The sequence below is a fragment of the Microlunatus spumicola genome (assembly GCF_039536445.1).
Lineage (GTDB): Bacteria > Actinomycetota > Actinomycetes > Propionibacteriales > Propionibacteriaceae > Microlunatus > Microlunatus spumicola.
On the sequence record NZ_BAAAYR010000001.1, the window covers coordinates 286901 to 313805 of the forward strand.

Consider the following 26905-nt stretch of genomic DNA (forward strand, 5'->3'; position numbering starts at 1 on the left):
GGCTCAGACCATGTAGGTCGAGTTGATGATGGCGCCCTTGTTGGCGAAGTAGATGAGGGCGTCCTGGACGTCGAGGGGGTGGCAGGGGATCGTCCCCGGCATCAGGTCCTCCTCGCGCAGACCGTGCAGCGACAGGCCGAAGCGGCAGACGAAGACCGTCCCGCCCTCGTCCATGAAGGTCTGCAGCGTGTTGTTGATGTTCTGCTCGCCCGGGAACGCGGAGTCGCCGGTGGTCGGGAAGCCGCGCGTGGCGATCGCGTTCATCGAGCCCGGGCCGTAGAAGTAGACGACCGAGTCGAAGCCCTTGCGCAGCGCGCGCAGCGCCTGCAGGCAGGCCACGAAGCTGACGCTCGACTCGTGGGCGATGCCGTGGATCAGCGTCAGGTACGACTGGCCGGGCTCGGCCTGGATGTCGGGGAAGATCTTGGTCGAGCCGTAGATCGAGCTGCCCTTCTCCAGCGAGGGGTGCGGGATCTCGTTGCGGGAGGTCTCGATCTTGGCGAGGATCTCGTCGTCGAACAGCGGCACGGGTGGCTCCTGGATCCGGGTGAGGGGCCGCGGGCGCCCCATGCGCCGCGTTCCGTCCTCTGTCTCGATCCTGCGGCCGCAGCGGTTCCGGGCGGGTTACGTCAGGAACAAGCCCCCGTTAACCGCGTAACGGTCGTGTCGCGTACGACTCACTCGTGCGCTCGGCGTCGGTGATCTTGGAGTGATCAACAGCGAGGCCGACCCGTTCCGGGCCCCCTTCGACAAGCTCAGGGCACCGCTTCGACAGGCTCAGGGGGCGTAGCTGTGAAGGACGCTCCCTGAGCCTGTCGAAGGGCCGAGGGACGCTCCCTGAGCCTGTCGGAGGGCCGAGGGACGCTCCCTGAGCCTGTCGGAGGGCCGAGGGACGCTCCCTGAGCCTGTCGAAGGGCCGAGGGACGCTCCCTGAGCCTGTCGAAGGGCCGAGGGACGCTCCCTGAGCCTGTCGAAGGGCCTCGAAGAGGTCAGCGTCCTTCCCGGATCAGCGCCTCGATGCGGTGGGCGAGCTCGACGTCGTACTGGGTCACGCCGCCGGAGACGTGGGTCCACAGCGCGAACCGGACGGACGTGTAGCGGAGGTCGACGTCGGGGTGGTGGTTCAGGGACCCGGCCTCCTCGGCGACGGCCACGACGAGCGCGAGACCGGCGGCGAAGTCGGGCCGCTGGACGTCCCGGACGAGCGCGTCGCCCTCGAGCCGCCAGGCCGGCAGGCTCGTGAGCTGGGTCTTGAGGTCGTCGGGAGCGAGGAGGCGGGGCACGAAATCACGCTAGCCTCGCCGCCGTGGGACGCGCACCGTGGATCTAGCCGAGCTGGCCGGAAGGGTCGGCCCGATCCTGGGGTTCGTCGTCTGCATCACCGTCGTGGCCGAGCTGGCCGACGGGCTGGGCGTGTTCGCGCTGCTGGCGCGGGGGACCGCCCGCCTCGCGCGCGGCTCCGTGCTGCGGCTGTGGCTGCTCGTCGTGCTCGTGGCGGTGCTGGCGACCGCCGTCCTGTCGCTCGACACCACCGCCGTCCTGCTGACCCCGGTCGTCCTCGCGCTGGCCGCCCAGCTGGGGCTGGACCGGATGCTCTTCGCCTTCACCGCGGTCTGGCTCGCGAACACCGCGTCGCTCTTCCTGCCCGTCTCCAACCTCACGAACCTGCTCGCCCTCACCCGCCTCCCCGACCCTGGCGTGCCCGCCTTCCTCGCGCTCACCTGGCCGGCCGCGGTCGCGTGCACCGTCGTCACCGTGGTCGCCCTGGCCCTGTTCTTCCGCCGGTCGCTGCGCGGCACGTACGTCCTCGACGGCGCCCCGCGCTGGGAGCACCCGCGGCTGCTCTGGCTGGGCGTCGTCGTCTGCGCGCTGCTGGGCCCAGCCTTCGTGGTCGTGGGGAACGTGCTCGTCGTGTCCGCGGTGGGAGCGGCGATCCTCGTCGTGGCCTGCGCGGTCGGCGCGCGGCACCTGCTGCACTGGCGGATGCTCCCGTGGCAGCTCGTGGTCGGCGTCTCCGTGCTCTTCGTCCTCGTCCAGCTCGCCCACGACCACGGGCTCAGCGACGTGCTCGGACGGTTGGCCGGCACCGGTTCGGGCTGGCCGGAGCTGCTCCGGCTCGCCGGGCTCGGCGCGCTGGGGGCCAACCTCCTCGACAACCTGCCCGCCTACCTCGCGCTCGAGCCCGTCGCGCTGGACAGCCCCGTACGCCTGGTGGCCCTGCTCGTCGGCGTCAATGCCGGACCGTTGATCACCCCGTGGGCCAGCCTGGCGACGTTGCTCTGGGCCGCCCGCTGCCGCTCGGCCGGCGTCTCGGTCTCGTGGGGCACCTTCGCGCTCCGGGGCCTGGTCCTGGTGCCCGTGCTGCTGGTCACCGCGACCCTCGCGCTCGCGTTCGTCTAGCCGGCGAGCGCGTGCCACTCGCGGTCGAGCATCGCGAAGTCGATCTCGGTCGACCACGCCCCCTTGAACCACTCGTTCTCGACGAGCACGGCCTCCTGGCGCATGCCGAGGTGGCGCAGGACGGCGGCGGACGCCGGGTTGCGGGCGTCGATCCGGGCGACCACGCGCCGCAGGCCCAGGCGGTCGAAGGCCATCGCGAGCATCGCCCGGGCCGCCTCGGTCGCGTAGCCGTGGGCGGCGTACGCCGGGTTGACGACGTAGCCGAGCTCGGCGGTGCGGTTCTCCTCGTCGCGCCAGATGATCATGACGTCCCCGACGAGCTCACCGGTCTCCGCCAGCGTGATCGCCAGGCTCGCCCCCGAGCCGGGTGCGGCGATCGTCGTCACCGCGCGGCGGGGCAGCCAGGCGGCGACCTCCTCGCGCGTCCTCGGCGTCCACGGGATGTAGCGGCAGACGTCCTCGCGGGAGGCGTACGCGTGGATCGCGTCGACGTCCCCGGTGGGGTCGATCGCCCGGAGCACCAGCCGCCCGGTGCGGACCGGGTGGTCGAGGCTCAGCACCCGCCGACCCGTTCCGGGCCCTTCCACAGGCTCAGAGAGCGTGGGCCCGCCTCCTCCGACCAGGTCAGGGGGCGTCGGAACGCCCCCTGAGCCCGTCGAAGGGCCTCGAAGAGGTCGGTCCTCCTGCTCAGCGCTCATGGGCGCAGGCGGACTCAGTGCTCGGCGGGCGGGGCGGGCTGCGCCGGCGGCTGGCCGATGCCGCTGAGCAGCTCGCCGTACCAGGGGACCGTGATGTCGAACGCCTTGCCGCCCTTGATGCGCTCGAACTCGATCGCGCGCAGCTCGTCGCCGCGCTCCTCGTCGTGCCCGATGACGCCGGGCTCGCCGCGCAGAGCCGAGTCGACCGCGAGGTCGGTCATCGAGCGGATCAGCTCGAGGTCGGCGTCGTTCGCCGCGGCGGAGCGCGAGAAGTAGCCGGACTTCTGGACCAGGACCTTCTCGGCGCCGAGCAGCTCGGCGAACTGCTTGGCGAACCACTGGCCCGGGTTGATCGTGTCGATCCGGACGTGCCCGAACGCGTCGCGGTCGACGTCCTGCCCGGAGCTCTCGAGGTCGGCCACGATGGTGCTCAGCCCGGCGCCCTCGGAGAGGAAGATGTTGACCGCGCCGACGGTGTCCATGACCTCGCGCAGCCGCTTGCCCTCGGTCTCGAGGTCGAAGTCGGCCTCCGGCACGTAGATCGCGTGGACGTCCCACGCCTCGCGGGAGAGCCCGATCTCGGGGAGCCACGCGCGGGTGTCCAGCCAGTCGCGGTAGGCCTGCGCGGTGGCGGCGGTCAGCCAGCCGCAGGACCGGCCCATGACCTCGTGCACGATGAGCTTGCGGGTGCCGGAGTTGTGCTCGGCGATGACGTTCTCGGCGAACCGCGCACCCTGCTCGGCCGCGGTCCAGGCGCCGAGCGACTGGCGGATCGGGATCACGTCGTTGTCGATGGTCTTGGGCAGGCCGACGACGGTCAGGTCGTAGTCGTTCTCGGCGAGGAACGCGGCCAGGTCGGCGGCCGTCGTGTTCGTGTCGTCGCCGCCGATCGTGTGCAGCACGTCGACGCCGTCCGCGGTCAGCTGCTCGGCCGCCGCCCGCAGCGGGTCGACGCCCTCGGCCACGAGCCCGCGCTTGACGCAGTCCTTGGCGTTGGTGAGCTTGACCCGCGAGTTGCCGATCGGCGAGCCGCCGAAGGCGTGCAGCCGGTCCGCGTGCTCGCGCACGGCGTCGGTCACGACCAGCGAGTCACCGAGCAGCAGGCCCTGGTAGCCGTAGCGGTACGCGATGATCTCGACCTCGGGCGCGACCTGCGTGTAGCGCTCGATCAGCCCCCCGAGCGCGGAGGAGAGGCAGGGCGCGAACCCGCCGGCGGTCAGGAGGGCAACCTTCTTCACCATGGTCCGAACCTAGCCGAAGCGGGCGTACGGGCTCCGTCGGCGCCGCTCCTCGGAAGGTCGCTCGGCAGCCGTCCTCAGGAGAGCGAGGACTCCTTGTGGGCCGCCTTCTTGCCGCTCTTACTCGACTCGACGACCCAGTACGGCTCGTCGTCGGACGCCTTGAACTTCTGCCCGTCGAGGGTGAACTCCTTGGTCTTCTTCTCGACCGCCTCGCCCTCGGTCTCGCCCTGCGAGGTGTTCCAACGGACGGTGTCGCCCTTGCTGATCGCCATGGCCCGACCGTACGAGCCTGTGTCGCTGACGTGCGGGGCGCCGAGGTGCGGGGCGGTGAGGTGCGGGGCCGGGGGATAAGACAGGGGCATGAGTGCAGCGGAGTACGTGCCCCCGGCTGGCGGCATCGCGGAGCTGAGGGCCGCGGCGCAGGACTGCCACGGCTGCGAGCTGTGGGAGCCGGCGACGCAGACCGTCTTCGGCGCCGGGAGCCCCGGGGCGAAGATCCTGCTGGTCGGCGAGCAGCCGGGCGACGCGGAGGACCAGCGCGGGCTGCCGTTCGTCGGGCCCGCGGGCAAGGTGCTGCAGAAGGGCCTCGACGAGGCCGGCGCGGACCGCTCGATGCTTTACGTGACGAACGCGGTGAAGCACTTCCGGTTCACGTGGCAGGGCAAGCGCCGGCTCCACCAGACGCCGGACGCGGGCAACGTCAACGCCTGCCGCCCCTGGCTCGAGGCCGAGATCGCCCGCGTCGACCCCGAGCTCGTCGTCGTCCTCGGCGCCACGGCCGGCAAGTCGCTGCTCGGCAGCGGGTTCCGCGTGACCAAGGAGCGCGGCGTCGTCCAGGAGCGCGACACCCCCGCTGGTCGGCGCCGGGTCCTCGCGACCATCCACCCCTCGGCGATCCTGCGCATGGACGCGGACGTGCGCGACCAGGGCTACGCCGACTTCGTCGCCGACCTCCGCACCGCCGTCGCCGCCGTCAGCGCGGGGTGAGGGTTCGGGGTGCTCTCGGCGCGCGTCGGTGTTGGGTCCCTGCCGTCCCTCGCGCCTCAGGACTTTCACGTTTACGTGAAACCCGGGTACTGACCACGGCAGATCTGCCGTGCAGAGCACGAGACTTCTGTTGTCAGTGGCCTAGACGGGCGGGGCGGGCGTCCAACGGAGGGGCTGGATGCTGGACGTCCCTCGCGCCTCAGGTCTTTCACGTTTACGTGAAAGACCGGTACTGACCACGGCAGATCTGCCGGGCAGAGCACGAGACTTCCGTGGTCAGTGGGCTGCGGTACGCCCGGTCGGGCTCGGTGACGTGGCCGGCGAGCGTCTGCTCGCCTTCGTGTCGTCTGCGCGTGCTTGAACCCGCGCAGACGACACAAGATCGAGCAGACGTGAGCCTGCCCGACCCGTGAAGGCTGTCCGGACTAGCTGTTCTCCTCGAGCTTCAGCGCGACGCCGAGGGCGAAGAACGTCGGCGCCCAGTGGCCGACGAAGATGCCCCAGCGGTCGGCCTGGGCCTTGGAGTCGCCCTTCTTGCCGCGGCTGGCGTAGTGCGCCACCCACGAGGCGGCGATGGAGGCGAAGCCGCAGGCGTACGCGTACTCGCTCTTGAAGCCGGCGTTGCTGAGCGCGGCGACGACCCCGCCGCCGTTCTTCACGGTCTTGACGGCGTCGTTGGCGGCGCCCTTGGCGGAGCTGCTTAGGTCGTCGGCCTTGTCGGACAGGCTCATGGTGGTCCTTCCATCGGGGGGCGGCGGTCTGGGCACGACCCCCGCTCGCGTCCATCGGACCACACGCACCCGCACGGGCCCCGCTCGACCCGACCACGTTCCGGTCCCAGGCCCTCGGGGGCTGCGCCGGTCTGGCACGATGGTCGTGCTCGGAAACATGCCCGTAACACGGCTGTCCGAGCCCGCTGGTCGACGACGATCGGAAGAACGACATGGGTACGACTGCACTGCTGGTCTTCGCGCTGGGTGCCGTGCTGGCGATGATCGCCGGCGTCACCTGGATCCTGTGGGAGGACGCGTCCACCCACCGCCGCGCGCACAACGACCTCGAGGTCTGCGAGTCGATCTGGGCGCTCACCTCCGACCGCTGAACCCGCCCGCGCCCGTACGCCGCGGGCCGGGCGAGCCGGGCTAGGCCGGGCGAGCCGGGCTAGTCCGCGGCGAGTGGCGGCAGGTCGTGCCCCTCGTCGTGCTCGGCCAGCCACGCCACCGCCTCGCGGGCCGCGGCCTGCGAGGACCAGGCGGGGGCGTAGCCGAGCCGGTCGATGCCCTTGGCGATCGAGCACACCTGGCTGCGGTGCAGGTGCTCCCAGCTCGTCGAGGCGTGCTCGGCACCCGCGAGCCGCTCGAACTCGTCCCACGGCACGCTGCGGATGCGCGGCTCGTGACCCCACCACGCGTACGCCGCCGCCGCGAACCCGCGGACCGTCAGCGCCCGCGCGCTCACGGCGTGGAAGGACTGCCCGACGGACGCCTCCGGCACGTCCAGCACCCGCTGGAACACCTGGGCCACGTCGTCGGCGTGGACGTGGTGCATCGCCGCCGACGCGTCGCCGGGGACGACCAGCTCCTCGCCGCGCGCGATCGTCTCCCACACCCGTGGGTCCACGTTGCCCACGGGGTTGATCACCGGCCAGCCCGCACCGCTGATGTGGCCGGGGTGCACGACGGTCGACGGCAGCCCGCCGGCCAGGGTCTCGGTGAGCAGCAGGCGCTCGATCGCGTGCTTGGCCACGCCGTACTCGCCGAACGGGTGCTTCGGGTCGTCCTCCGCCATCGGCAGGCTGGTGCTCAGCCCGTGCGACCAGATCGACCCGCAGTGCGCGTGCAGCCCGACGTGCCCCCGCAGGCCCTCGACCAGCTGCGCCGCCGACGAGGGCGTGAAGCACACGAGGTCCACCACCGCGTCCGGCCGCTCGGCCAGGATCTGCGCCGCGGTGGTGCCGTCCGCGTCGGTCGCGTCGCGGTCCAGCACGACCCGCTCGGCCTGGTCCCAGGCCTCGTCGTGGTGGTACGGCTCGCGCGTCCCGCGGCTCGCGGCGACGACCGAGTGACCCGCCCGGATGAGTCGGGGGACGAGGTGTGTCCCGATGTGCCCGGTCGCTCCGAGGACGTAGATGCGCATGGCTGCCACGGTAGGGGTCCGCGATGCTTCCTCCCGGCAGGTGGGTCTGGCACGACGGCGCCTCGCAACCATCCGCCCGGACGCGGCGACCACGTTCTGGCTCCCGGCTGCGGCCGCGTCCGGGCTCCCGCCAGACCCATCCACGCTCCGCGCCGTCGTGCCAGACCCACCTGCCTCGTTGCCGCGTCGGCCTGCCGGGGCTGCCCTGCGCCTTCCGTCCTGCCTCGCTCCACGGCTCCGCGGCGGGTGCGGTTCGGCCGCGCCGTGGGCCGCGGGCGGCCAGACCTAGGCTCGGCAGGAAGACGTGTTCGTACGCAGGCAGAGGAGACGCAGGTGGCAGTGAGCGACGCGGGCACGATCGAGCTCGGGGGCAAGACGGTCAACCGGTTGGGGTTCGGGGCGATGCGGATCACCGGGGACGGGATCTGGGGGCCGCCGAAGGACCACGACGAGGCGCTGGCGGTGCTGCGCCGGGCGGTCGAGCTCGGGGTGACGCTGATCGACACGGCCGACTCGTACGGGCCGTACGTGTCGGAGGACCTCATCCACGAGGCGCTGCACTGGCAGGTCGGGGGCGAGCACTACGGCGACGTGGTGGTCGCGACCAAGGGCGGGCTCACGCGGCACGGCCCGAACGTGTGGCCGCCGCTGGGCCGGCGGGAGTACCTGCGCCAGTGCATCCTCATGTCGATGCGGCGCCTCGACGTCGACAAGATCGACCTGTGGCAGCTGCACCGGATCGACGAGCGGACGCCGCGCGAGGAGCAGTTCGGCGAGATCAAGTCGTTCCTGGACGAGGGTCTTGCGCTGCAGGTCGGGCTCTCCGAGGTGAGCGTCGACGACATCAAGTCCGCGCAGGACGCCGGGCTGCCGATCGCCTCGGTGCAGAACCGCTACAACCTCGCGGACCGTGCGGCGGAGGACGTCCTCGACTTCTGCGAGGCGCAGGGCATCGCCTTCATCCCGTGGGCGCCGATCGCGTCGGGCTCGCTCGCCCGCCCGGGCGGCGCGCTGGACCAGGTGGCCAAGGAGCACCCGGGGGTCACGACCTCGCAGCTCGCGCTCGCCTGGCTGCTGCGTCGTTCGCCGGTGATGGTCCCGATCCCCGGGACGGGCTCGGTCGCGCACCTCGAGGAGAACCTCGCGGCGGCCGACGTCGAGCTGACGGACGAGCAGTTCCAGGCGCTGACCGACGCCGCCTGAGAAAGACCGGTACCGGTTTCCCGAGGTGGGTGGACAGCCGTAGGTGGCGGCTCTAAGGTGATTCTTAATCACGATCGCCGAACGAAAGCGCGCCGCGGATATGAATCCCCTCGCGCACCTCGCTCGACGCGGTCCACGGCCGGCGGAGACCCCGCCGGCCGGGCTCGGGGGGGCTGACGTCGGGCCAGGTGCCCTCTCGACCCTGGAGCTCGAGCGCGCGCCCGAGACCGGGAGCGGGCCCGCGGAGCCGACGGACGCGTACGCGGCCGACCGCTTCACGGTCGACCCGAGCGAGTGGGGCGAGGTCGGCGCCCTCGACCCGGACGACTGGAACCACGGCGTTCCGGCCCCGGCCCTGCCGGCCACCAGCACATCGACGGTGCGGCAGCAGACCACGCCCGTCCGGCTGCTGGGCCGGCTCGCGCTCGTGGTCGTGCTGAGCCTGGTCGCGTTCCACCACAGCGTGGGCAGCCTGCTCCACACGATCGGCAGCGGCTCGATCGTCGCGTACGTGCTCGCGGTGCCGCTCTACGGTGCGCTGGCGGCGGTGGCGGGCAACCGCCGACCCGGCGTGGTCCTCGCCTCCGGCGTCCGGGTGCGCGACGTCGTGCTGGGTGCCGCGACCTGCCTCGTCGCGCTGGGCGTGACCACCCTGCTCGGCCCGGGCCTCAGCGGCGTCTACGGGCTCTGGCGGCTCGACCTCCTCATGCTCTGGCTGTTCCTGCTGGGGGCCACCGTGCTGTGCTTCGGGCTGCGCCAGGTCGTCCGGTCGTGGCTCTTCTGGGCCGTGCTGCTGCTCCTGTGGCCCTTCCCGGTCCGGCTCGCGAACTCGGTCGCCGGCGGCGCGGTCGGCGGTGCGCTGCTGCTCGTCCTCGTCGTCCTGGCCGTCGTCGCGCTCGGCCACCGCCCGCACGACCCGCCCCGGCGACGGGTGCTGGGCAGCACCGCCCTCGTCGGGCTGGTCGTGCTCGCGCTGAGCGGGCTGACCACCCACCCCCAGCGCCTGCTCTGGGGCAGCGTGGTCGCCACCGTCGTGGCCCTGCTCTGGTGGGCCGGGCAGGCGCACCGCCCTTCGCTCGCGTCGGTGCCGGAACGCCGGGTGCGCGGCGGTGCCGTCGTGCTGGTCGCCCTCGCCGTGGTCGGCCTCCTCGCCCTCCCGGCCGCACCCCGTGCGGCGGCACCGAGCACGCCGACAGGGGTCACCAGCCTGTCCCTGGGTGCGGTGGAGGTGCCCGGCTGGGACACCACGGCGCGGCGCACCTCCAAGGAGCAGCAGCGCTACTTCGGCCGTACGTCGACCTGGCAGCGGATCAGCCTGCGCCAGGACACCGGGACGGCGGACACGACGGGACGCGACATCGTGGTCGACGTGATCAGCACCCCCCGGCCGCAGGTGCTCGACCTCTACCCGGTCGTCACGACCTACCCGATGGGGACGCTGTCCTCGACGCCGGACGCCGTGGTGGACCTGGGGCACGGGGTGCAGGGCCAGGTGTTCCGGGCGCACGACGCCGGCCGCGACATCGGTTACACGCTGCTCACGTTCTCCTGGAGGCTGCCGGTCGACATCGCGCTCACCGGCGGCTACACCGGCCCTCGCGCGCAGCTGACCCAGCGCATCACCCTGATCGCCGTCGACGACCAGCGCGAGGACGCGCCGTTCCCGACCCCGGGCAACGCCACCCTGGACGGCATCCGGGCCGCCTTCGCCTCGCTCGGCCGTGAACCCCAGGTCCGCGCCGGGGCCCGCCTGCAGAGCGACGAGCAGCTGCTCGACGACGCCGCGCGCGCCCTCGTGCACCAGCGCCTCACGGGCGGCTGAGCCCGCCGTCGGCGGCTCAGGCGTCCAGGCTGAGCAGCGGCTCGCCGAGCCGCTCCAGGTCGACGGTGATCCCCAGGCCCGGCCCGTCCGGCAGCGAGCCGTGACCGTCGACGGAGCGCGGCCGGTACCCGGCGACGTGCCCGTCGGTCCAGTCGTTGAAGAACGACGTCATGAAGAGCGACTCCTGGCGGGTGCTCGCCGCCAGCTGGGCGACGGCGGCGGTGATCACGTCGCCGCCCCACATGTCCTCCAGCGACACCCGCAGCCCGAGCTCCTGCATCGCGTCGCGCAGCAGGGCGGTCCGGGTGAGGCCGCCCACGCGGCTGATCTTGAGGTTCACCGAGACGGCGCCGGCGTTCTGCTTCGCGCTCCAGACGTCGGCCAGCGTCGACACCGACTCGTCAAGGACGAGCGGCAGGGGCGAGCCGCGGTGGGCGAGCGCGCAGTCTGCGGTGGTCCGGCAGGGCTGCTCGACGAACACCGGCAGCTCGGCCAGCCCGTGCACGGCCGTGCGCGCGGAGGCCAGGTCCCACCCGCCGTTGGCGTCGGCCACCACGACGGTCGAGGCGCCCCCGGCCTCGACGCAGGCCCGCGTGCGGTCCACGTCGGTGCGCGGCTCGTTGCCGACCTTGAGCTGGAAGCGTTCGGTGCCCGCCTCGCGACGGCCCTGCACGAAGGCGGCCATCGCGGCGGGCTCGCCCAGCGGCACCGCCTCGTAGAGCGGCCAGCGCTCGGTGAGCACCCCGCCGAGGAGGTCGGCGACCGGGCGGTCCAGCGCCTTGCCCGCGAGGTCCCAGCACGCGACGTCGAGGGCGCTCTTGGCGTACGGCTGCCCCAGCAGCGTGGCGTCCATGACCCGGTTCACCAGCGACGGCCGGGTCGGGTCGAGCCCGAGCAGCGCGGGCGCCAGCTCGGCCAGGCCCGCGCGGATGGTGCCGGGCGAGGTCGGGAGGTAGGTGCGCCCGAGCGTCGTCACCTCGCCCCACCCGTCGAGGCCCTCGTCGGTCCGCAGCCGCACGAGGGTGCCGTCCTCGTGCGTCGCCGCCCGTCCGCCGGACATCACGTACGTGCCGTGGACGTAGCCCACCGCGTACGCGTGGACGTCGATCCCGATGATCTTCATGCGCGCATCCTCGCCGGTCGTCCGGGCGGGGTCAGGGCGTGGGTGTCCCGGCGGTTGCGCCGGCGACCTCGTCGGGGAGGCCGCGCGGGATCCGGTGCGCGTCCAGCAGCGCCCGGAGCCGGTCGACCTCGGCGCGCAGCGGTTCCGGCTCCGCGCCCCGGTCGACGCCGGCCTCGGCCTCGCTCGCGGCCGCGGCGGCGTCGGCGGGCTGGACGCGGGACACCAGCCAGGACGAGAGCGTGGCGGTGACCGCGCCGAGGAAGGCGACGCCGGCGACCATCAGCACGCCGGCGACGAGCCGGCCCTGGGTGGTGACCGGGTAGACGTCGCCGTAGCCCACCGTGGTGATCGTGGTGATCGCCCACCACACCGCCGTGCCGAAGGTCCCGATCGTGCTCCCCGGCGCACCGCGCTCGGCCTGCAGCTCGGCGAGCGCGGCGGCGTAGATCACGAGCACGGTGGCGCACACGACGTACGCCGCCACCCGGCCCTGCAGGGACCGGATGACGCCGCGGTCGATGAAGCGCAGCAGCACCAGGAGCCGGAGCAGCCGCAGCGGGCGGAGCAGCGGCAGCAGGACGACGAGCAGGTCGGGCAGGTGGTGGAGCACCCAGCGGGCCCGGGCGGGCGCCAGCACCACCTGACCGACGTAGTCCACGACGAACACGCCCCACGTCAGCAGGTCGACCACCCGCAGGACGCGGACCACGGGGTCTGCGAGGCCCGGCTGCAGGACCTCCCAGGAGTAGCTGATGAGGAACAGCACGGCCGCGACCGTGAGGGGCCACTCGCCCCGGCGCTTCCACGTCTCCGGCGTCATGGGGCCACTGTGCCGGGTCGGCGGGGCTCCGTACGCGGGTCAGTCCTGCGTCATGGACAGGATCACCCGGCGGGCGAACCACCCGGCCGACCCGAGCAGGAACCCCCCGACCGCCATGAGCACGACGTCGAGCACGATGATCCGGTCCTCGTCGACGACGAGGTTGATCACCCCGCCCCCGAAGACCACGAGCCCGAGCAGCAGCACGACCGCGAGCCCGGCCAGCGCCAGGACGCCGCGCGCGGTGCTCGTCCGGCGTCGCACCGGGGCCCCGGGCACCGCCTCGGCCTCCGGCGGCTGCGGGACGTCCCCGGGGTCGCGGGCCGGCCCGTCCACCCGCGTGCCGGGCGGGGTGCGGGCGTCGACGAACGCGGTCAGCCCGGCGTCCGGGGCGTAGAGGGTGGGCTCGACCGGCACGACGATGCCGTCCTCGCCGACCAGGCGGCGGCCGCCGTCGGGCCAGGTGAGCACGGCGACGCAGCCGGAGAACAGCACCGTCGCGGGCGGGTGCTGCTCACGGACCACGCTCACGCCCGCGTCGGCGAGGCGCAGCCGGACGGTCGGGTTGCCGAGCTGGGCGTGCTCGGGGCCCTCGACGGCGGACGTCGAGGCGACGGGTGCGGCGGTCAGCCCGGCCCACTCCGCGCCCGGGCCGGGCGGGATCATGGCCAGCCCGTCGGCCCAGGCGGCCTGCGCGACGGCGGTGACGTCGGCCGCGGTGACCCCGCGGATCTCGGCGACGACCTCCTCCGGGGTCAGCACCGGCCGGTCGAGCAGCAGGCCGATCGCCTGGCCGGGCAGGTGGCCGGCGACGCGCTGGGCCTGCTCGAAGGACTCGACGCCGGACTCGGCCACGGCGGCGAGGTCCCCGGCCTCGACCCGGCCCACGCGGAGCGAGGCGAGCACGTCGACCATGCCGCCGAGGACCGCACCCTGCTTCTCGGGCAGGGCGTCGGCGTACGCGGTCACCAGCGCGGTCCCGTCGCCCAGCACCTCGCGGTCGGTGCTCACCTGGTAGGAGAGCCCGCCCTCGTGGCGCAGGGCGCGGCGCAGCGAACGTTCGAGGACGCCGGAGAACGCGCCGACGGCCGGGGACTGGGGGACCACCGCGTCCCAGGCGACCGCGCCCTCGTCGCCGAAGAAGTACGCGGGCCGGGTCGGCAGCACCGAGGTCGCCGCGGGCAGCGGCCGGCGCTCGCCCTGCGGCAGCTCGAGCCGCAGGCCGGGCGGCGGTTCGTCGGCGGCGATCCACAGCGCGGCGTTCTGGGCGGTGAAGTAGCGGGCGACCCACGCGTGCAGGTCGTCGGCCGTGAGCGAGGGGACGGCGAGCTCGGGGTAGGCGACGGTGCCGAAGCCCCGGGCGCCGTAGCGCCACAGGTCGAGCCGGGACCGGACGCCGGTGGCGCGGCCCTGGGCCTCGGTGCGCAGGATCTCCTTCTCGGCGGCGAGCCGCGCGGTCGGCAGCGCCCGCAGCGAGGCGCAGACCCCGTTGAGGAACTCCACGACCGCGGTCTGGGAGCCCTCCATGTGGAAGTAGGTGTAGCGCACGCCGGTGGCGCCGTTGTAGTGGTAGTCGGCGATGCCGGCCGAGTAGAGCGCGAGGTGCTCGACGAGGTGGGTGATGCCGCGGCGCGGCAGCTCCTCGTCGGCCATCCCGACGCGGAAGGCGAGGCCGGCGTGCAGCGGCCCGTCCGTGGGTGCGAGCAGCGTGGGGACGCCGTCGACCTCGGTCCGGCGGGTCATCGCACGACCCCGACCGCGGCGGCGCGACGTTCGCGGACCAGGGCCACCGGGTCCGTGGTCAGCGAGCTCCAGGGCGCGACGGTGGCGAGCGGGCCCAGCCGGGCGAAGAGGTCGGCCGTGGCCCGCTGGTCGCCCTGCTCGGAGAAGACGAGGGCGAAGGTGCTGAGCACCTGCACCCAGCCGGGCACGGGCAGGAAGTCCGGGTGCCACACCGACCGCTGCGCCGCGTCGACGACCTCGGCGCGGACGACCTCGCCGGTCAGGTAGGTCGCGGCCGCCGCCGGGTCCTGGGCGCGCAGATCGAGCCAGCGCTCGACGTGGGCGTCGACGACCAGGACGGCGTTCAGCGCGCCGCCCGAGGCGCCCGTCGCGCAGGCCTGCGCGAACGCGAAGGCGTCCGGCCAGGTGCCTCCCCACTTCGGGCAGAGCGACTGCAGCAGCTCGGCCTGGCCGGGCAGGTGCGACGGGTCGAGCGCGGCGAGCCGGTCGTAGCGGCGCCGGGCCTCCGCCAGGTCCAGGCCGAGACCGCGGGCCGTCGAGAGCCGGACGACCCACAGCGTGGGGTCGTCGGGGCGTCGGGCCGCCGCCTCGACGAGGACCTGCTCGGCCCGCGCCAGGCCGTCCTCGAAGGCGCGGAGCTGCTCACGGCTGACCTGCCGCGCCGGTGCGTACGTCCGGGTCCGCCAGGCGAGCGTCACGAGGTGCTGCGCCAGCAGGGCGGCGGCGCGGGAGTCGTCGGGGTCGGCGCCCAGCACGTGGCGCAGGAAGCCCTCGGGGTCGCGCGGTCCGGCCGTCAGGACCAGCAGGGTCCGCTCCGCCGGGGCCGCGTCGTCGAGCACCCGTCGGGCGGTCGGCCAGTCGTGCGCGGCGAGCGCGGACCGGAGCGGCGTGAGCCGTTCCAGGCTCGCGGCCGGATCGAGGATGACGTCGTCCACGCGCGCACTCTAGGTGAGCCGGACCCCCGCGTCCCGGCATTCGTGCAGGTTCCGCACGTACCGTGCCGGACGTCACCGGCCGGGGTCAGGTGGAGGTGGACCGCGGCACGTAGAGCGCGATGCCGACGCCGTGGCTCCCGGTGCGCTGCACCGGGCGGAAGTCGCGGCGCAGGAGCTCGAGCTCGGCCTGCGCGTCGGTCTCCGAGGGTAGCAGCTGCAGCCCGGGGCGGCCGACGACCCACACCCGCCGGCTCGCCGAGAGGTTCTCCAGCGTCGTGGCGAGGGGCAGCGGCCGACCGGTCAGGTTGCCGGTCGCGTCCGGCCCCTGGGCGAGCGACACGTCGCGCACGCCGTCGAAGGAGCCGGGGTAGACCAGCGAGAGGAGCCGACGGTTGTCGGGCAGGAAGAGCACCACGTCGCCGGGCGCCGCCTGGCGGTCGATGATGTCGGCCGCGCCGGCGAGGTCGTCCGGTCGCGAGCCCGGCGTGCGCTCCGCGCGCTGCGCGCCGACGCCGACGACGCTGACCAGGAGCACCGCGGCCGCGGCCACCAGGGCGGGCCCGGCCGGGTGCGGTCGCCGGACGACCGCCCGGGCGAGCCGCACCACCCCCAGGGCGGCCAGCAGCGCGGCCGGCGCGACGGACGGGAAGACGTAGCGCGCCACGAAGACGGGCTGCACGAACGAGGCGGCCAGGAGGGCGGCGGGCGGCAGGACCAGCAGCGGCACGGCGAGAGCCCGGAGCCGGCGTTCCGGCCGCGGTCCGCCCGGCAGCATCCCGGCCAGCACGAGCAGCGCACCCAGCACGACGAGCGGGAGGGTCGGGCCCAGGGCGAGGTGGGCCAGGTCGCGCAGCGAACCGACGCCGGGCCGGGGGATCCAGCCGACCTGGAACGGCTGGCGGCTGGTGACGGCGAGCAGGACGCCGGTCAGCAGCAGCGCCGGCGCGGTCGCCAGCGCCCAGCGCAGCAGCACCCGCCGCGTGCGGCCCCACGCGAGCAGGGTCAGCACGAGGCTCAGCGGGACCAGGACGGCGAGCAGGTTGAGCCCGATGAGGACCAGGCAGGCGACCGCGTACGCCGCCCACCAGCCCGGTCGTCGGTCGACGGCGCGCAGCAGGAACCAGACGGCGAGCAGGGCCACGGCCGCGACGAGCGCGGTCGAGCGCGCCTCCTGCGCGTAGTAGGACACCGAGGGGTTCACCGCGAACAGCAGCCCGGCCACGAGGCCGACCGTGGGCGACACCAGGCGGCTCCCGACCGCAGCGACGAGCCCGGCGGCCGCGGTCATGGCGAGCACCGAGGGGACCCGCGCCCACACCTCGCCGCCGCCGAGCTGGAGCCAGGCGTGCAGGAGCGTGTAGTAGAGCGCGTGCACGGTCTCGACGTTGCCGAGCATCGTCCACAGCTCGGGCAGGCTCCGGCGCGCGGCGACCAGCGAGGCCGCCTCGTCCCGCCACACGGAGTGCCGGTCGAGGCCCACCAGACCCAGGCAGAGCATCAGGAACGCTGGCACCAGGACGGCCGCCCGAGCGGCCCACGGGGTGGGCGTGACGGCGCTCCGCCGGGGGCCGTCGACGGCTCTCCGGCCGTCGAGCTCGTCCGACGACGCCAGTCTCAACGTCGAGGTGGGCACGTCGGAACGGTAGTCGCTGCCGGGCCCGGGTCGCCGGTTCCGGGAGGAGATTGCGCGTACCTTGCGCCGTTCTTGAGGACCCTTCGCGCCGCCGACCGCCTACATCGTCGCGGTGCCGGCGATGGTGAGGTGACGCAGGTCGGCGGGGGTCCCGCCGACCGTCGCGACCTTCTCCGTGGTGGCGTCGAAGACCCGTAGCCGGCCGTCGGTGAGGGTGAGCAGGTAGCGCCCGTTCGGGGTCCAGGCGGCCTGGTCGGTGCTGCGCCGGTCCGCCAGGGCCCCGGGGACCTCGACCCGGTGACCGCTCGAGAGCTCGACCAGCACGAGGCGCGCGCCCGACCGGGTCGGCTTGGGCAGCTCGAGGGCGAGCCAGGCGCCGTCCGGGCTCAGCACCCCGCGCCCGGTGGCCGCCGCGGCGACGTCGTCGGCGTACAGGCCGAGGAGCGACTTGTGGACGGCCGGCAGGTACCGCGGGGCCTTGCCGGGGCGGTTCACCCGGGCGTCGCAGCGCTTCTGGGTGTTGCAGTCCCAGCTCAGCACCGCGTCCGTGCCGAGCCCCAGCAGCGTGCCGCGGGAGAGCCGGCGCGTGCCCTCGGGACCGGCCTCGTACGTCCCCGCGGTGCCGGACGTGACCAGCGCCCCGGTCAGGTGCCCGACGGGGAGCCCGACGGCGTCCGGCACCCGGATGCTGGTGTCGCCGACGCGGTCGCCCTCGACGTCGACGAGCACCGCCGTACGGCCGCCGTTCCGGTCGGACTGCTGCGGGAGCACCCAGATGCCGCCGCCCGGTCCCGGGTACGCGCTGCCGGCCTGCTGCACCGAGACGGGCAGCACCTGGGCCCTGCCGCCGTCGCGGACCAGCACGCCCGTGGTTGCGCCGACCGTCTTGGAGGCGACCCAGCCGGGACCGGCGAAGAAGCTCGAGGGTTCCGCGAGCCCGGGCGTGGGCGTGACGGTCGCCGCCCCGCTGGCCAGGTCGGCCCGCTGCACGGCGCCCGCGGTCTGGAGGTGCACGACGACGTCGCCGGCCCCGGCGAGCGCGAAGCCGGCGAGCTCTCCGGGCGCGGGCGGGACCACGGCCGTCGGGTCGACCGGCGCCGCGGTCGGCGCCGGCACGGCGGGGGCGGTGGTCGTGCGCTCGTGCACCACGAACCCGCCCGCCACCAGGACCGCCACCGCCACGGGCGCCGCGACCCAGGGCCAGCGCCGCGGCCGGCGCTGCGCGTAGAAGGGGGCGGGGTCCGGGACGCCCGTTGCCGGGGCCGGGTCGGCCTCCGGCGCGGACGGGTCCTGCGGCACCGGGTCCGGCCCGCGCACGTCGTCCTCAGCCACGGACGTACTCCGCGAGGTGCTCGCCGGTCCGGGTGGACGCCGCGGCGACCAGCGCGGCGGGGGTGCCCTCGAACACGACCAGGCCGCCGTCGTGCCCCGCTCCGGGGCCGAGGTCGATGATCCAGTCGGCGTGCGCCATGACCGCCTGGTGGTGCTCGATGACCACGAGCGACTTGCCGCCGTCGACGAGCCGGTCGAGCAGCGCGAGCAGCTGGTCCACGTCCGCCAGGTGCAGACCGGTGGTCGGCTCGTCGAGCACGACCAGCCCGCCCTTGTCGCCGAGGTGCGTCGCCAGCTTGAGCCGCTGCCGCTCGCCGCCCGACAGCGTGGTCAGCGGCTGGCCGAGGCTCACGTAGCCGAGGCCGACGTCCACCAGGTGGCGCAGGATCGTGTGCGCGGCGGGCAGCCGGCCCTCGCCCTCGCCGAAGAACGCCTCGGCCTCCGTGATGGACATCCCGAGCACCTCGCTGATGTCGCGCCCGCCGTAGCGGTACTCGAGCACGTCGGCCGAGAACCGTCGTCCCTCGCACACCTCGCAGGTCGTCGCCACGCCCGCCATCATCGCCAGGTCTGTGTAGACGACGCCGGCGCCGTTGCAGCTCGGGCAGGCGCCCTCGGAGTTCGCGCTGAACAGCGCGGGCTTCACCCCGTTCGCCTTGGCGAACGCCTTGCGGACCGGCTCGAGCAGACCCGTGTACGTCGCGGGGTTGCTCCGCCGCGAGCCCCGGATCGGCGCCTGGTCGACGACGACCGTGCCCTCGCGGCCGCGCAGCGACCCGTGGACCAGCGAGCTCTTGCCGGACCCGGCGACGCCGGTCACGACGACCAGCACCCCGAGCGGGACGTCGACGTCGACGTCGCGGAGGTTGTGCTCCGACGCCCCGCGGACCTCGAGCGCCCCGCGCGGCGTCCGGACGGCGTCCTTGAGCCGGGCGCGGTCCTCGAGGTGGCGGCCGGTGATCGTCCCGCTGGCCCGCAGGCCGTCGACCGTGCCCTCGAAGCAGACCTCGCCGCCCGCCGTCCCCGCGCCGGGCCCGAGGTCGACGACGTGGTCGCCGATGACGATCGTCTCCGGCTTGTGCTCCACGACGAGCACGGTGTTGCCCTTGTCGCGCAGCCGCAGCAGCAGCGCGTTCATCCGCTGGATGTCGTGCGGGTGCAGCCCGACCGTCGGCTCGTCGAACACGTACGTGACGTCGGTCAGCGCCGAGCCGAGGTGCCGGACCATCTTGGTCCGCTGCGACTCGCCGCCCGAGAGCGTGCCGGAGGACCGGTCGAGGCTGAGGTAGCCGAGGCCGATCTCGGCGAAGGAGTCGAGCGTCCCGCGCAGGGCGGTGAGCAGCGGGGCGACGGACGGCTCGTCCAGGCCCCGGACCCACGCCGCGAGGTCGGTGATCTGCATGGCGCAGGCGTCGGCGATGCTCACGCCGCCGATCGTGGACGACCGGGCGGCCTCCGTGAGGCGGGTGCCGTCGCAGTCCGGGCAGGTCGAGAAGGTGACCGCACGCTCGACGAACGCCCGCACGTGCGGCTGGAGGGCGTCGACGTCCTTGGACAGCACCGACTTGCGGAGCCGGGGGAGCAGCCCCTCGTACGTGAGGTTTATGCCCTCGACCTTGATCTTGGTGGGCTCGGCGTGCAGGAGGCGGTTCAGGTCCTTCGCCGGGTAGTCGCGGATCGGGAGGTCCATGTCGAAGCCCGCGCCCGCGAAGATCCGGCCGTACCAGCCGTCCATCGAGTAGCCCGGGATCGTGAGCGCGCCCCCGGCGAGGGAGCGGCTGTCGTCGTAGAGCTGGGTGAGGTCGATGTCGTTCACGGCGCCGCGGCCCTCGCAGCGCGGGCACATGCCGCCGGTGATGCTGAAGCTGCGCCGCTCCTTGACCTCCTGCCCGCCCTTGGTCGTGCTCACCGCACCGCTGCCGCTGATGGAGGCGACGTTGAAGGAGAAGGCCTGGGCCGAGCCGATGTGCGGCCGGCCGAGCCGGCTGAAGAGGATCCGCAGCATCGCGTTCGCGTCGGTCGCGGTGCCGACCGTCGAGCGCGGGTCGGCGCCCATCCGCTGCTGGTCGACGATGATCGCCGTGGTCAGCCCCTCGAGGACGTCGACGTCCGGCCGGGCCTGGGTCGGCATGAAGCCCTGCAGGAACGAGCTGTAGGTCTCGTTGATCAGCCGCTGCGACTCCGCGGCCACCGTGTCGAAGACCAGCGAGCTCTTGCCCGAGCCGGACACGCCGGTGAACACGGTCAGGCGCCGCTTGGGGATCTCGATGCTGACGTCGCGCAGGTTGTTCACGCGCGCGCCGACCACCCGGATCACGTCGTGGGGGCCTCGGGACGGGACGTCCGCGACGCGTGGCGTCTCGGTGGCGGTGCTCACGGCGGCTCCTCGCTGGTCCTGGGCTGGCTTGCGAGTATGACGCCAGGGACCGACAGGACGTGACCCCGGCGGCGCCACCCGCAGGAAACGCTGACTCCCGACCGCGGCTCGACTCATCGGGGTGCCCCACCTCGGCGGTTCCTGGTACGGGGGACGAGCACGGGCGCGGGTCAGGTCACGCGGACCCGGCGCCAGAGGGCGAGGACGGCGTCGTCGCCGGTGACCTCGACGGGGGAGGGGCGGTTCCAGGCCCAGAGGTAGACCGCGGAACCCGAGCCCCGTACGACCGCGTCGGCCGCGTTCACGTCGACCGCGGGACCGGTGGTCACCCGGTGGGGCCCGTCGCCGAACCGCACCGACCAGGCCGGTCCGTCGTCGGGGACGAGGGCGAGCAGGCCCCGGCGGTCGACCGCGTACGCGGCCTCGGTGGCGAACGCGCCGACGAGCTCGGCCAGGCCGTCCTGCGCGAACGCGGCCGGCACCGGCGTCACGTCCGCGCCGCCCGCGGCCTCGACGTCGGCCCGGTGGACCGCGGTCTCGTGCGCCTGCCGCCGCCGCCAGAAGGTTCGCGGGGCGATCCCGTCGACGAAGGTGAAGCAGGCGAGGTCGGCCGGGGCGTCGCGCAGGGTGGTGACGAGAGCGTCGAGGCCGTCGGTCAGCCAGGCGGCGAGGTCGTCGTCGGGCAGGTCGGCCGGGGTGAAGGCGGCGCTGCTGCCGGTCGGGGCCGGCAGCCGCCGCCGGACGAGGTCCGTCGCCCAGCGGTGCACGGACCCGGTGTGCACGGCCACGGTCCGCACGTCCCAGGTCAGCCCCGGGACGGTCGCGTCCAGGTCGGCACCGCGGACCGCGGCGACCAGCAGGTCGCCCTCGGTCCGCAGCGCCGCGAGGTGGTCGACGGGGTCCGGTCCGGACCCGGACCCCGTCGTGCTCACGCCAGGAGGTCCCAGCGGTCGGCCATCATGATCTTCGTCCACGCCGCGGCGAAGTCGGCGACGAACTTCTTGCTCGCGTCGTCGCTGGCGTAGACCTCGGCCACGGCCCGCAGCTCCGAGTTCGACCCGAACACCAGGTCGTTGCGCGTCCCGGTCCAGCGGACCGCACCCGTCGCCGAGTCGACCGCCTCGTACGTGTCCGGCGTCCCCTCGACGGGGCGCCACTCGGTCCCGAAGGCGAGCAGGTTGACGAAGAAGTCGTTGCTCAGCACGCCGACCCGGTCGGTCAGCACGCCGTACGACGACCCGCCCACGTTGGCGCCGAGGACCCGGAGGCCGCCGACGAGCACGGTGAGCTCCGGTGCGGTGAGGCCGAGCAGGTTCGCCCGGTCCACCAGGAGGTACTCCGCGGGGAGCCGGTGGCCCTTGCCGAGGAAGTTCCGGAACCCGTCGGCGCTCGGCTCGAGCGGGACGAACGACTCGACGTCGGTCTGCTCCTGCGTCGCGTCGGTGCGGCCCGGGGTGAACGGGAGCGCGACCGGGTGCCCGGCGTCGGCCGCGGCCTTCTCCACCGCGGCGTCGCCGGCCAGCACGATCAGGTCGGCGAGCGAGACCTGCGTCGGGCCGCCGGCGGCGTTGAACGCGTCGCGCACCTGCTCGAGCGCGGTGAGCGCCCGGTGCAGCTCGTCGGGCTCGTTGACCTCCCAGCCGCTCTGCGGCTGGAGCCGGACCCGGGCGCCGTTCGCGCCGCCGCGCTTGTCGCTCGTGCGGTAGGTCGAGGCGGAGGCCCAGGCCGTGGCGACGAGGCGGGAGACGCCGAGGCCGGTGGCGAGGACGCGCTCCTTGAGCGTGGCGACGTCGTCCGCCGTGACCAGGGCGTGCCCGACGGCCGGCACCCGGTCCTGCCAGACGAGCTCCTCGGTCGGGACCCACGGGCCGAGGTAGCGCTGGATCGGGCCCATGTCGCGGTGCGTGAGCTTGAACCAGGCGCGGGCGAACGCGTCACCGAACGCCTCGGGGTCGGCCAGGAAGCGCCGGCCGATCTCGTTGTAGACCGGGTCGACCTTGAGCGCGATGTCGGAGGTGAGCATGCCCGGGGTGCGGGTCGGCTCGTTGGTCTCCGGGTCGGGCACCGTCGCCGCCGCGGCGCCGTTCTTCGGCGACCACTGCCACGCGTTGCCCGGACCCTTGCCGAGCTCCCAGTCGAGCCCGTACAGGTTCTCCAGGTACTTCTGGCCCCAGCGCGTCGGCTCCGCGGTCCAGGTGACCTCGAGCCCGCTGGTGATCGTGTCGCCGCCCTTGCCGCTGCGGTAGCTGTTGGCCCAGCCCAGGCCCTGCTGCTCGATCGCGGCGCCCTCCGGCTCCGGGCCGACGTGGCCCTCGGGGTCGGCCGCACCGTGCGTCTTGCCGAACGTGTGGCCGCCGGCGATGAGGGCGAAGGTCTCCTCGTCGTTCATCGCCATCCGGCCGAAGGTCTCGCGGATGTCGCGCGCGGAGGCCATCGGGTCCGGGTTGCCGTTCGGGCCCTCGGGGTTGACGTAGATGAGGCCCATCTGGACCGCGGCCAGCGGCTGCTCCAGCTCGCGGTCGCCGGTGTAGCGGTCGTCGCCGAGCCAGGTGTCCTCGGGGCCCCAGTAGACGTCCTGGTCGGGCTCCCACGCGTCCTCGCGGCCGCCGGCGAAGCCGAAGGTCTTCAGCCCCATCGACTCGAGCGCGACCGTGCCGGTGAAGACGATCAGGTCGGCCCACGAGAGGCGCTTGCCGTACTTCTGCTTGACGGGCCAGACGAGGCGGCGGGCCTTGTCCAGGCTCGCGTTGTCGGGCCAGCTGTTGAGCGGCGCGAAGCGCTGCATGCCCGCACCCGCCCCGCCACGGCCGTCGGTGACGCGGTAGGTCCCGGCGCTGTGCCAGGCCATCCGGATGAAGAAGGGGCCGTAGTGGCCGAAGTCGGCGGGCCACCAGGGCTGCGACGTCGTCATGACCTGCTCGACGTCGGCGCGCAGCTCGTCGAGGTCGACGGTGGCGAAGGCCGCGGCGTAGTCGAAGTCGGGGTCCATCGGGTTGGACGCGGCGCCGTGCTTGCGCAGGACCGCCAGGTTCAGGGACTTGGGCCACCAGCGCTGGTTGCTGTTGCCGCCCTCCGTGGGGTGGCTGATCCGGCCGAAGTCGACCGGGCAGCCGGCGGCCTCCTCGGTGTTCATGTGCGCCTCGCGCGTCTGCGTGTCGACCTGCTCTGTGTCGACGTGCTCGGTGTCCGTGGAGTACTCGTCGGTCATGGTTCGGTGAATCTCCGATTGCTCGAGGGCGATCTGGGGTAGCAGTACCAGTTTCACGCCTCGACCGCGGTCGGGACGCATCGCCCGCCCTGCGGGTGTCCAGGGTCACCCCGGCGGCGGCTCCTCCAGCTGCTCCCGCACCGACGACCGGCCGACCGTACGAGCCTCGTCGACGTGGCCCTGGACCTCGGCCACGACCTCCGCGAGCGCCTGCTCCGGGTCGGAGCGACCCCAGCCGGGCGGCGGCCGGAGGACCTCCGGCTCGGACTGCGGCACGGCGCCGCGGAGCCGGATCCAGACCGTCCCGCAGGTCTCGGCCCAGTCGGGCGCCACTCGCACGCTGTCGATCTCGGCGTAGCGGTAGAGCGTCGTCCGGAGCCGTCGGACCTCTACCCCGTCCGGCGTGAGGCGGACGCGGAGGCGCGCGTCCCGCCAGCCCACCGCCACGGCAAGCAGGACCACCCCGAGGCCGGACAAGACGTTGCCGCCCGCGAAGAAGACCAGGAGCAGGTGCAGGCCGACGGCCAGCACCGCGCCCACCGCGAGGCGCAGCGGCCACCGCCGGTCGTCGCGTGCGTCCCAGACGGTCGTCGTCACGGCCGCGGCGGTGACGGCGGGTCGTGCGGGTCCGCGGGGGCCGCCGACCAGCGCTCCTCGATGCGGCCGTAGCGCCAGACGGCGAGGGCCCCGACCCAGGCGACGACGAACAGGCCGACGATGGCGTAACCCGCCCGGTCGAGCGGGATGCCCGCCACGGCGGCGAGCGGGCCGCGGTCGATGCCGAGCTGGTCGGCGAGGACCCCGACCAGCTCGATGGTGCCGATCACGAGGGCCACGGCGACGCTGATCGAGGTGATCGTGAGGTTGTAGTAGACCTTCCGCACCGGCCTGCGGAACGCCCACCCGTACGCGCCCGTCATCAGCACGCCGTCGAGGGTGTCCATCAGGCACATGCCCGCCGCGAACAGGACCGGCAGCACGAGGATCGCGTAGAAGGGCAGGTCGAACGCCGCCGCGCCGCCCGCGAGCACGAGCAGGCCTACCTCGGTCGCCGTGTCGAAGCCGAGGCCGAAGAGCAGGCCGACGGGGTAGATGTGCCAGGGCTTCGTCACGGTGCGGGTCAGGCCGCCGAGGAACCGGTTCAGGAAGCCGCGCCGCTGGAGCTGGTCCTCCAGCTCCTGCTCGTCGTAGTCGCCGTGGCGCATCCGGCGGAACACCCGCAGCAGGCCCACGAGCACGACGAGGTTGAGCACGCCGAGCACCCACAGGAACAGCCCGGACACCGACGCGCCGACGAGGCCGGTGACGGCGTGCAGCCGGGAGCCGTCGTCGGTGACCTGTCCGGCGAGGACCTTCACCCCGGCGGAGATGCCGAGGGCGAGGGCGAAGACGACGCTGGAATGGCCGAGCGAGAACCAGAAGCCGACCGACAGCGGACGCCGGCCCGTGCCCGTGACCGCCCGGTCGGCGAGCAGCTTGCGCGTCGTGTTGTCGACGGCGGCGATGTGGTCGGCGTCGAAGGCGTGCCGCAGGCCGAACGTGTACGCCAGCACGCCGACGCCCACCCCGAAGACGGGCGTGGAGCCGCCGAGCTGGTGGTGCTCCGGCACGACCAGGCCGAGCAGCACCCCGACGCCGACGACGTGCAGCCCGACGACGACCGCGCCCATGGCGACGAGCGAGCGGCGGTCGGCGGGGTCCAGCCGGCCGACGAGGTCCTGCAGGCGACCGGTGACGGTCTGCGCGGGTGGGGCGGACGTGGTCATCGGGCTCCTCCCTGGGACGAGGCGGTGGGCGGGACGGTCGGCCCGACGCTAGTTCATCGGCGGGCGCCCGACCTGGCGCCGGACGGCCGAGACGTCGGGCCCGAGGGGCGCCAGGTGCTCGACGAGGTCGTCCGCGGCGGCGTGCAGCTGCGCGTCCGTCAGCGGGTCGAGGGCGTCGAGGACGAAGAAGGCGGTCGTGGTCGACGGGGTCAGGCGGGTCCGGACGCCCTGGCGCCAGTTCCAGCGCCGGCAGGTGACGCCGGCGTCGTCGCACCAGACGACCTCGCCCGGTTCCGGGTGCTCCACGGCCGGTCCGCCGTCGGCCGCGGTGTCGAAGGTCTCGGCGCCGGTCGCGCGGCGCAGCTGGGGTGAGCCGACGTAGCGCTGCAGGTCCTCGCCGCCGAGCGGGAGCTGGTGCAGCACGGAGACGGCGTTGTAGACGTCGGTCAGCCGGTTCACGCGCGGCAGGCCCGCACCCGCGCGGCGCAGGAGGGCCTCGAGGCTGTTGCGGGTGCGCTGCGGCTTGGCCCCGAACGCCCGGTACGCCTCGCGCCAGGCCGCCACGTGCGGCAGCTCCTCCACCGGCCCGGCCGCCAGCGCCGCGCGCGCCGACCCCTCGGCGTCCACGAGGAAGGCCTCCGTGGCCGGGTCCGTCGGGGCTCCGGCGTCCTCGGGCTGGAGGCCGTCGACCGCCAGCAGCAGGGCGCGGTAGTCCGGCCGCAGCGCGGCGACGGCCTCCTCGACGACGGCGCCCTCGAGGAACGCGTGCAGGTCCGTGGTGGTCATGGGCTCCAACCTTCCGTACGACCGCTCCGCCCAGCGGTGAGTGCAATGTCACAAAGACCAAGAAGATGCTGGGTGTTACCTGAGAAATGCTCTTGGGTATGTGACCCTTGAGCTGGCTCCTCGACGCACGGTTCGAGGGGCACCCGGGGGAGAGGAGGTCCTGATGCTGTATCCCACCGACGAGCGCGTCGTGGACGACCTCGCGATCCTGGCCCGCACCGAGGAGCCCGCCGGACCCGAGGACCCCACGATGAGCGAGGCGCTGCACAACCTGCGCGCCCTGATCATGGCGGCGGAGCGCTACCGGGTGAACGCGGCGGCGTCCGTCGGCCTCGGCACGACCGAGAGCCAGGCCATCTCGTCGCTGGCCGTGCACGGGCCGCGCGGGCAGTCCGACCTGGCCCGCGACCTCAGCCTCACCAGCAGCGCCGCGACGGCGCTCGTGGACCGGCTCGAGCGGCACGGCGTCGCCGAGCGCACCAGGCACCCCAGCGACCGGCGCCGGATGCTCATCCGCCTGACGCGCCGGGGCGAGGAGCTGGCCACGGCGGGCCAGCAGACGCTGCTCGCCAGCCTCCACATGGTCCCGGCCGCCGACCTGCCCTTCGTCTCGACCTGGTTGGGCTCGATCGCCCGCGACCTGCACGCCCGGACGCGCTGACCCGCTCCCGCACGGCTCCCCGCAGGCGGGCCCG

General features: G+C 73.9%; 25 protein-coding genes. 6 read left to right on the plus strand and 19 right to left on the minus strand.

Annotation, left to right across the window (positions count from 1 at the left end):
• Positions 1-3 precede the first annotated feature (3 nt).
• Both ABD665_RS01335 and ABD665_RS01340 read right to left on the minus strand, forming a co-directional pair.
• On the minus strand, positions 4-528 hold the full coding sequence (locus tag ABD665_RS01335) for an MSMEG_0572/Sll0783 family nitrogen starvation response protein (protein WP_344740795.1): 525 nt from the start codon (positions 526-528) through the stop codon (positions 4-6).
• Between the two features lie 461 nt (positions 529-989).
• Positions 990-1283: a 4a-hydroxytetrahydrobiopterin dehydratase gene (locus ABD665_RS01340; RefSeq protein ID WP_204912592.1), complete on the minus strand. Its 294-nt coding sequence runs from the start codon at positions 1281-1283 to the stop codon at positions 990-992.
• Positions 1284-1320: 37 nt separating this feature from the next.
• On the opposite strand from ABD665_RS01340, the gene ABD665_RS01345 reads away from it, so the two are divergent.
• Complete coding sequence (locus ABD665_RS01345) at positions 1321-2400, plus strand: SLC13 family permease (RefSeq protein ID WP_204912591.1); 1080 nt, start codon at positions 1321-1323, stop codon at positions 2398-2400.
• On the opposite strand, the gene ABD665_RS01350 is transcribed toward ABD665_RS01345, so the two are convergent.
• From ABD665_RS01350 to ABD665_RS01360, 3 genes are all read right to left on the minus strand, one after another.
• Positions 2397-2960, minus strand: coding sequence for a GNAT family N-acetyltransferase (locus tag ABD665_RS01350; RefSeq protein ID WP_344740798.1), 564 nt, complete (start codon positions 2958-2960; stop codon positions 2397-2399). The two genes, ABD665_RS01345 and ABD665_RS01350, sit on opposite strands and share 4 nt — an antisense overlap.
• A gap of 152 nt (positions 2961-3112) precedes the next feature.
• Positions 3113-4339 carry a pyrophosphate--fructose-6-phosphate 1-phosphotransferase gene (locus tag ABD665_RS01355; RefSeq protein WP_204912589.1) on the minus strand — a complete coding sequence of 409 codons (1227 nt, stop codon included), beginning with the start codon at positions 4337-4339 and terminating at the stop codon, positions 3113-3115.
• A gap of 74 nt (positions 4340-4413) precedes the next feature.
• Positions 4414-4701 (minus strand): hypervirulence associated TUDOR domain-containing protein, encoded by a 288-nt coding sequence (locus ABD665_RS01360; protein ID WP_344740801.1) that lies wholly within the window; start codon positions 4699-4701, stop codon positions 4414-4416.
• Here ABD665_RS01360 and ABD665_RS01365 point away from each other — a divergent pair.
• Entirely contained in the window at positions 4700-5326 is a 627-nt protein-coding gene (locus ABD665_RS01365) for a UdgX family uracil-DNA binding protein (protein ID WP_204912588.1), read from the plus strand. The two genes, ABD665_RS01360 and ABD665_RS01365, sit on opposite strands and share 2 nt — an antisense overlap.
• A 425-nt stretch (positions 5327-5751) precedes the next feature.
• On the opposite strand, the gene ABD665_RS01370 is transcribed toward ABD665_RS01365, so the two are convergent.
• Positions 5752-6057, minus strand: a complete 306-nt coding sequence (locus tag ABD665_RS01370; RefSeq protein ID WP_204912587.1) for a hypothetical protein — start codon at positions 6055-6057, stop codon at positions 5752-5754.
• A gap of 212 nt (positions 6058-6269) precedes the next feature.
• Between ABD665_RS01370 and ABD665_RS01375 the strand changes: the two genes are divergently transcribed.
• The gene (locus ABD665_RS01375; RefSeq protein WP_204912586.1) at positions 6270-6428 is read left to right on the plus strand and encodes a hypothetical protein; all 159 of its coding nucleotides are present in this window, start codon (positions 6270-6272) and stop codon (positions 6426-6428) included.
• 59 nt (positions 6429-6487) lie between these two features.
• Here ABD665_RS01375 and ABD665_RS01380 read toward each other — a convergent pair whose 3' ends face one another.
• A complete protein-coding gene (locus tag ABD665_RS01380) occupies positions 6488-7462 on the minus strand; it encodes an NAD-dependent epimerase/dehydratase family protein (RefSeq protein ID WP_204912585.1) in 975 nt (324 codons plus the stop codon).
• A 333-nt stretch (positions 7463-7795) separates the two neighbouring features.
• Between ABD665_RS01380 and ABD665_RS01385 the strand changes: the two genes are divergently transcribed.
• Positions 7796-8665, plus strand: coding sequence for an aldo/keto reductase (locus ABD665_RS01385; RefSeq protein WP_344740806.1), 870 nt, complete (start codon positions 7796-7798; stop codon positions 8663-8665).
• 100 nt (positions 8666-8765) lie between these two features.
• Positions 8766-10487 carry a hypothetical protein gene (locus ABD665_RS01390; protein WP_204912584.1) on the plus strand — a complete coding sequence of 574 codons (1722 nt, stop codon included), beginning with the start codon at positions 8766-8768 and terminating at the stop codon, positions 10485-10487.
• A gap of 16 nt (positions 10488-10503) precedes the next feature.
• Here the strand turns inward: ABD665_RS01390 and ABD665_RS01395 are convergent, their stop codons facing one another.
• The 12 genes from ABD665_RS01395 to ABD665_RS01450 all read right to left on the minus strand — a co-directional run bounded on the left by ABD665_RS01395 (position 10504) and on the right by ABD665_RS01450 (position 26210).
• A complete protein-coding gene (locus ABD665_RS01395; RefSeq protein WP_204912583.1) occupies positions 10504-11610 on the minus strand; it encodes an enolase C-terminal domain-like protein in 1107 nt (368 codons plus the stop codon).
• Positions 11611-11641: 31 nt separating this feature from the next.
• Positions 11642-12430, minus strand: coding sequence for an ion channel (locus ABD665_RS01400; RefSeq protein ID WP_204912582.1), 789 nt, complete (start codon positions 12428-12430; stop codon positions 11642-11644).
• 39 nt (positions 12431-12469) lie between these two features.
• Positions 12470-14173, minus strand: a complete 1704-nt coding sequence (locus tag ABD665_RS01405) for an insulinase family protein (protein ID WP_204912581.1) — start codon at positions 14171-14173, stop codon at positions 12470-12472.
• Positions 14170-15108, minus strand: a complete 939-nt coding sequence (locus tag ABD665_RS01410) for a hypothetical protein (RefSeq protein WP_204912580.1) — start codon at positions 15106-15108, stop codon at positions 14170-14172. Before ABD665_RS01410 ends, ABD665_RS01405 begins: the two co-directional genes overlap by 4 nt.
• 85 nt (positions 15109-15193) lie before the next feature.
• The gene (locus ABD665_RS01415; RefSeq protein WP_204912579.1) at positions 15194-16741 is read right to left on the minus strand and encodes a glycosyltransferase family 39 protein; all 1548 of its coding nucleotides are present in this window, start codon (positions 16739-16741) and stop codon (positions 15194-15196) included.
• 99 nt (positions 16742-16840) lie between these two features.
• Positions 16841-18073, minus strand: a complete 1233-nt coding sequence (locus ABD665_RS01420) for a hypothetical protein (RefSeq protein ID WP_204912578.1) — start codon at positions 18071-18073, stop codon at positions 16841-16843.
• Positions 18066-20450 (minus strand): ATP-binding cassette domain-containing protein, encoded by a 2385-nt coding sequence (locus ABD665_RS01425; RefSeq protein ID WP_344740813.1) that lies wholly within the window; start codon positions 20448-20450, stop codon positions 18066-18068. Before ABD665_RS01425 ends, ABD665_RS01420 begins: the two co-directional genes overlap by 8 nt.
• 170 nt (positions 20451-20620) lie before the next feature.
• Positions 20621-21382 (minus strand): maleylpyruvate isomerase family mycothiol-dependent enzyme, encoded by a 762-nt coding sequence (locus tag ABD665_RS01430; RefSeq protein ID WP_204912576.1) that lies wholly within the window; start codon positions 21380-21382, stop codon positions 20621-20623.
• Positions 21379-23583 (minus strand): catalase/peroxidase HPI, encoded by a 2205-nt coding sequence (gene katG / locus ABD665_RS01435; protein WP_425562125.1) that lies wholly within the window; start codon positions 23581-23583, stop codon positions 21379-21381. Before katG ends, ABD665_RS01430 begins: the two co-directional genes overlap by 4 nt.
• A gap of 180 nt (positions 23584-23763) precedes the next feature.
• Positions 23764-24255 (minus strand): hypothetical protein, encoded by a 492-nt coding sequence (locus ABD665_RS01440; RefSeq protein WP_204912574.1) that lies wholly within the window; start codon positions 24253-24255, stop codon positions 23764-23766.
• A complete protein-coding gene (nicT, locus tag ABD665_RS01445; RefSeq protein ID WP_204912573.1) occupies positions 24252-25424 on the minus strand; it encodes a Nickel transporter NicT in 1173 nt (390 codons plus the stop codon). The genes ABD665_RS01440 and nicT overlap by 4 nt, the downstream gene beginning before the upstream one ends.
• 48 nt (positions 25425-25472) lie before the next feature.
• Positions 25473-26210, minus strand: a complete 738-nt coding sequence (locus ABD665_RS01450; protein ID WP_204912572.1) for a phenylalanine--tRNA ligase beta subunit-related protein — start codon at positions 26208-26210, stop codon at positions 25473-25475.
• A gap of 163 nt (positions 26211-26373) precedes the next feature.
• Here ABD665_RS01450 and ABD665_RS01455 point away from each other — a divergent pair, with 163 nt between their 5' ends.
• Complete coding sequence (locus ABD665_RS01455) at positions 26374-26871, plus strand: MarR family transcriptional regulator (RefSeq protein WP_204912571.1); 498 nt, start codon at positions 26374-26376, stop codon at positions 26869-26871.
• Positions 26872-26905 lie beyond the last annotated feature (34 nt).

Excerpts from the sequence above, each read along its gene's own strand:
- ABD665_RS01380 (WP_204912585.1), bottom strand. The coding sequence starts at position 7,462 with ATGCGCATCTACGTCCTCGGAGCGACCGGGCACATCGGGACACACCTC.
- ABD665_RS01365 (WP_204912588.1), top strand. The coding sequence starts at position 4,700 with ATGAGTGCAGCGGAGTACGTGCCCCCGGCTGGCGGCATCGCGGAGCTG.
- nicT (WP_204912573.1), bottom strand. The coding sequence starts at position 25,424 with ATGACCACGTCCGCCCCACCCGCGCAGACCGTCACCGGTCGCCTGCAG.
- ABD665_RS01375 (WP_204912586.1), top strand. The coding sequence starts at position 6,270 with ATGGGTACGACTGCACTGCTGGTCTTCGCGCTGGGTGCCGTGCTGGCG.
- ABD665_RS01395 (WP_204912583.1), bottom strand. The coding sequence starts at position 11,610 with ATGAAGATCATCGGGATCGACGTCCACGCGTACGCGGTGGGCTACGTC.
- ABD665_RS01370 (WP_204912587.1), bottom strand. The coding sequence starts at position 6,057 with ATGAGCCTGTCCGACAAGGCCGACGACCTAAGCAGCTCCGCCAAGGGC.
- ABD665_RS01390 (WP_204912584.1), top strand. The coding sequence starts at position 8,766 with ATGAATCCCCTCGCGCACCTCGCTCGACGCGGTCCACGGCCGGCGGAG.
- ABD665_RS01405 (WP_204912581.1), bottom strand. The coding sequence starts at position 14,173 with ATGACCCGCCGGACCGAGGTCGACGGCGTCCCCACGCTGCTCGCACCC.
- ABD665_RS01400 (WP_204912582.1), bottom strand. The coding sequence starts at position 12,430 with ATGACGCCGGAGACGTGGAAGCGCCGGGGCGAGTGGCCCCTCACGGTC.
- ABD665_RS01355 (WP_204912589.1), bottom strand. The coding sequence starts at position 4,339 with ATGGTGAAGAAGGTTGCCCTCCTGACCGCCGGCGGGTTCGCGCCCTGC.
- katG (WP_425562125.1), bottom strand. The coding sequence starts at position 23,583 with ATGAACACCGAGGAGGCCGCCGGCTGCCCGGTCGACTTCGGCCGGATC.
- ABD665_RS01450 (WP_204912572.1), bottom strand. The coding sequence starts at position 26,210 with ATGACCACCACGGACCTGCACGCGTTCCTCGAGGGCGCCGTCGTCGAG.
- ABD665_RS01455 (WP_204912571.1), top strand. The coding sequence starts at position 26,374 with ATGCTGTATCCCACCGACGAGCGCGTCGTGGACGACCTCGCGATCCTG.
- ABD665_RS01360 (WP_344740801.1), bottom strand. The coding sequence starts at position 4,701 with ATGCCCCTGTCTTATCCCCCGGCCCCGCACCTCACCGCCCCGCACCTC.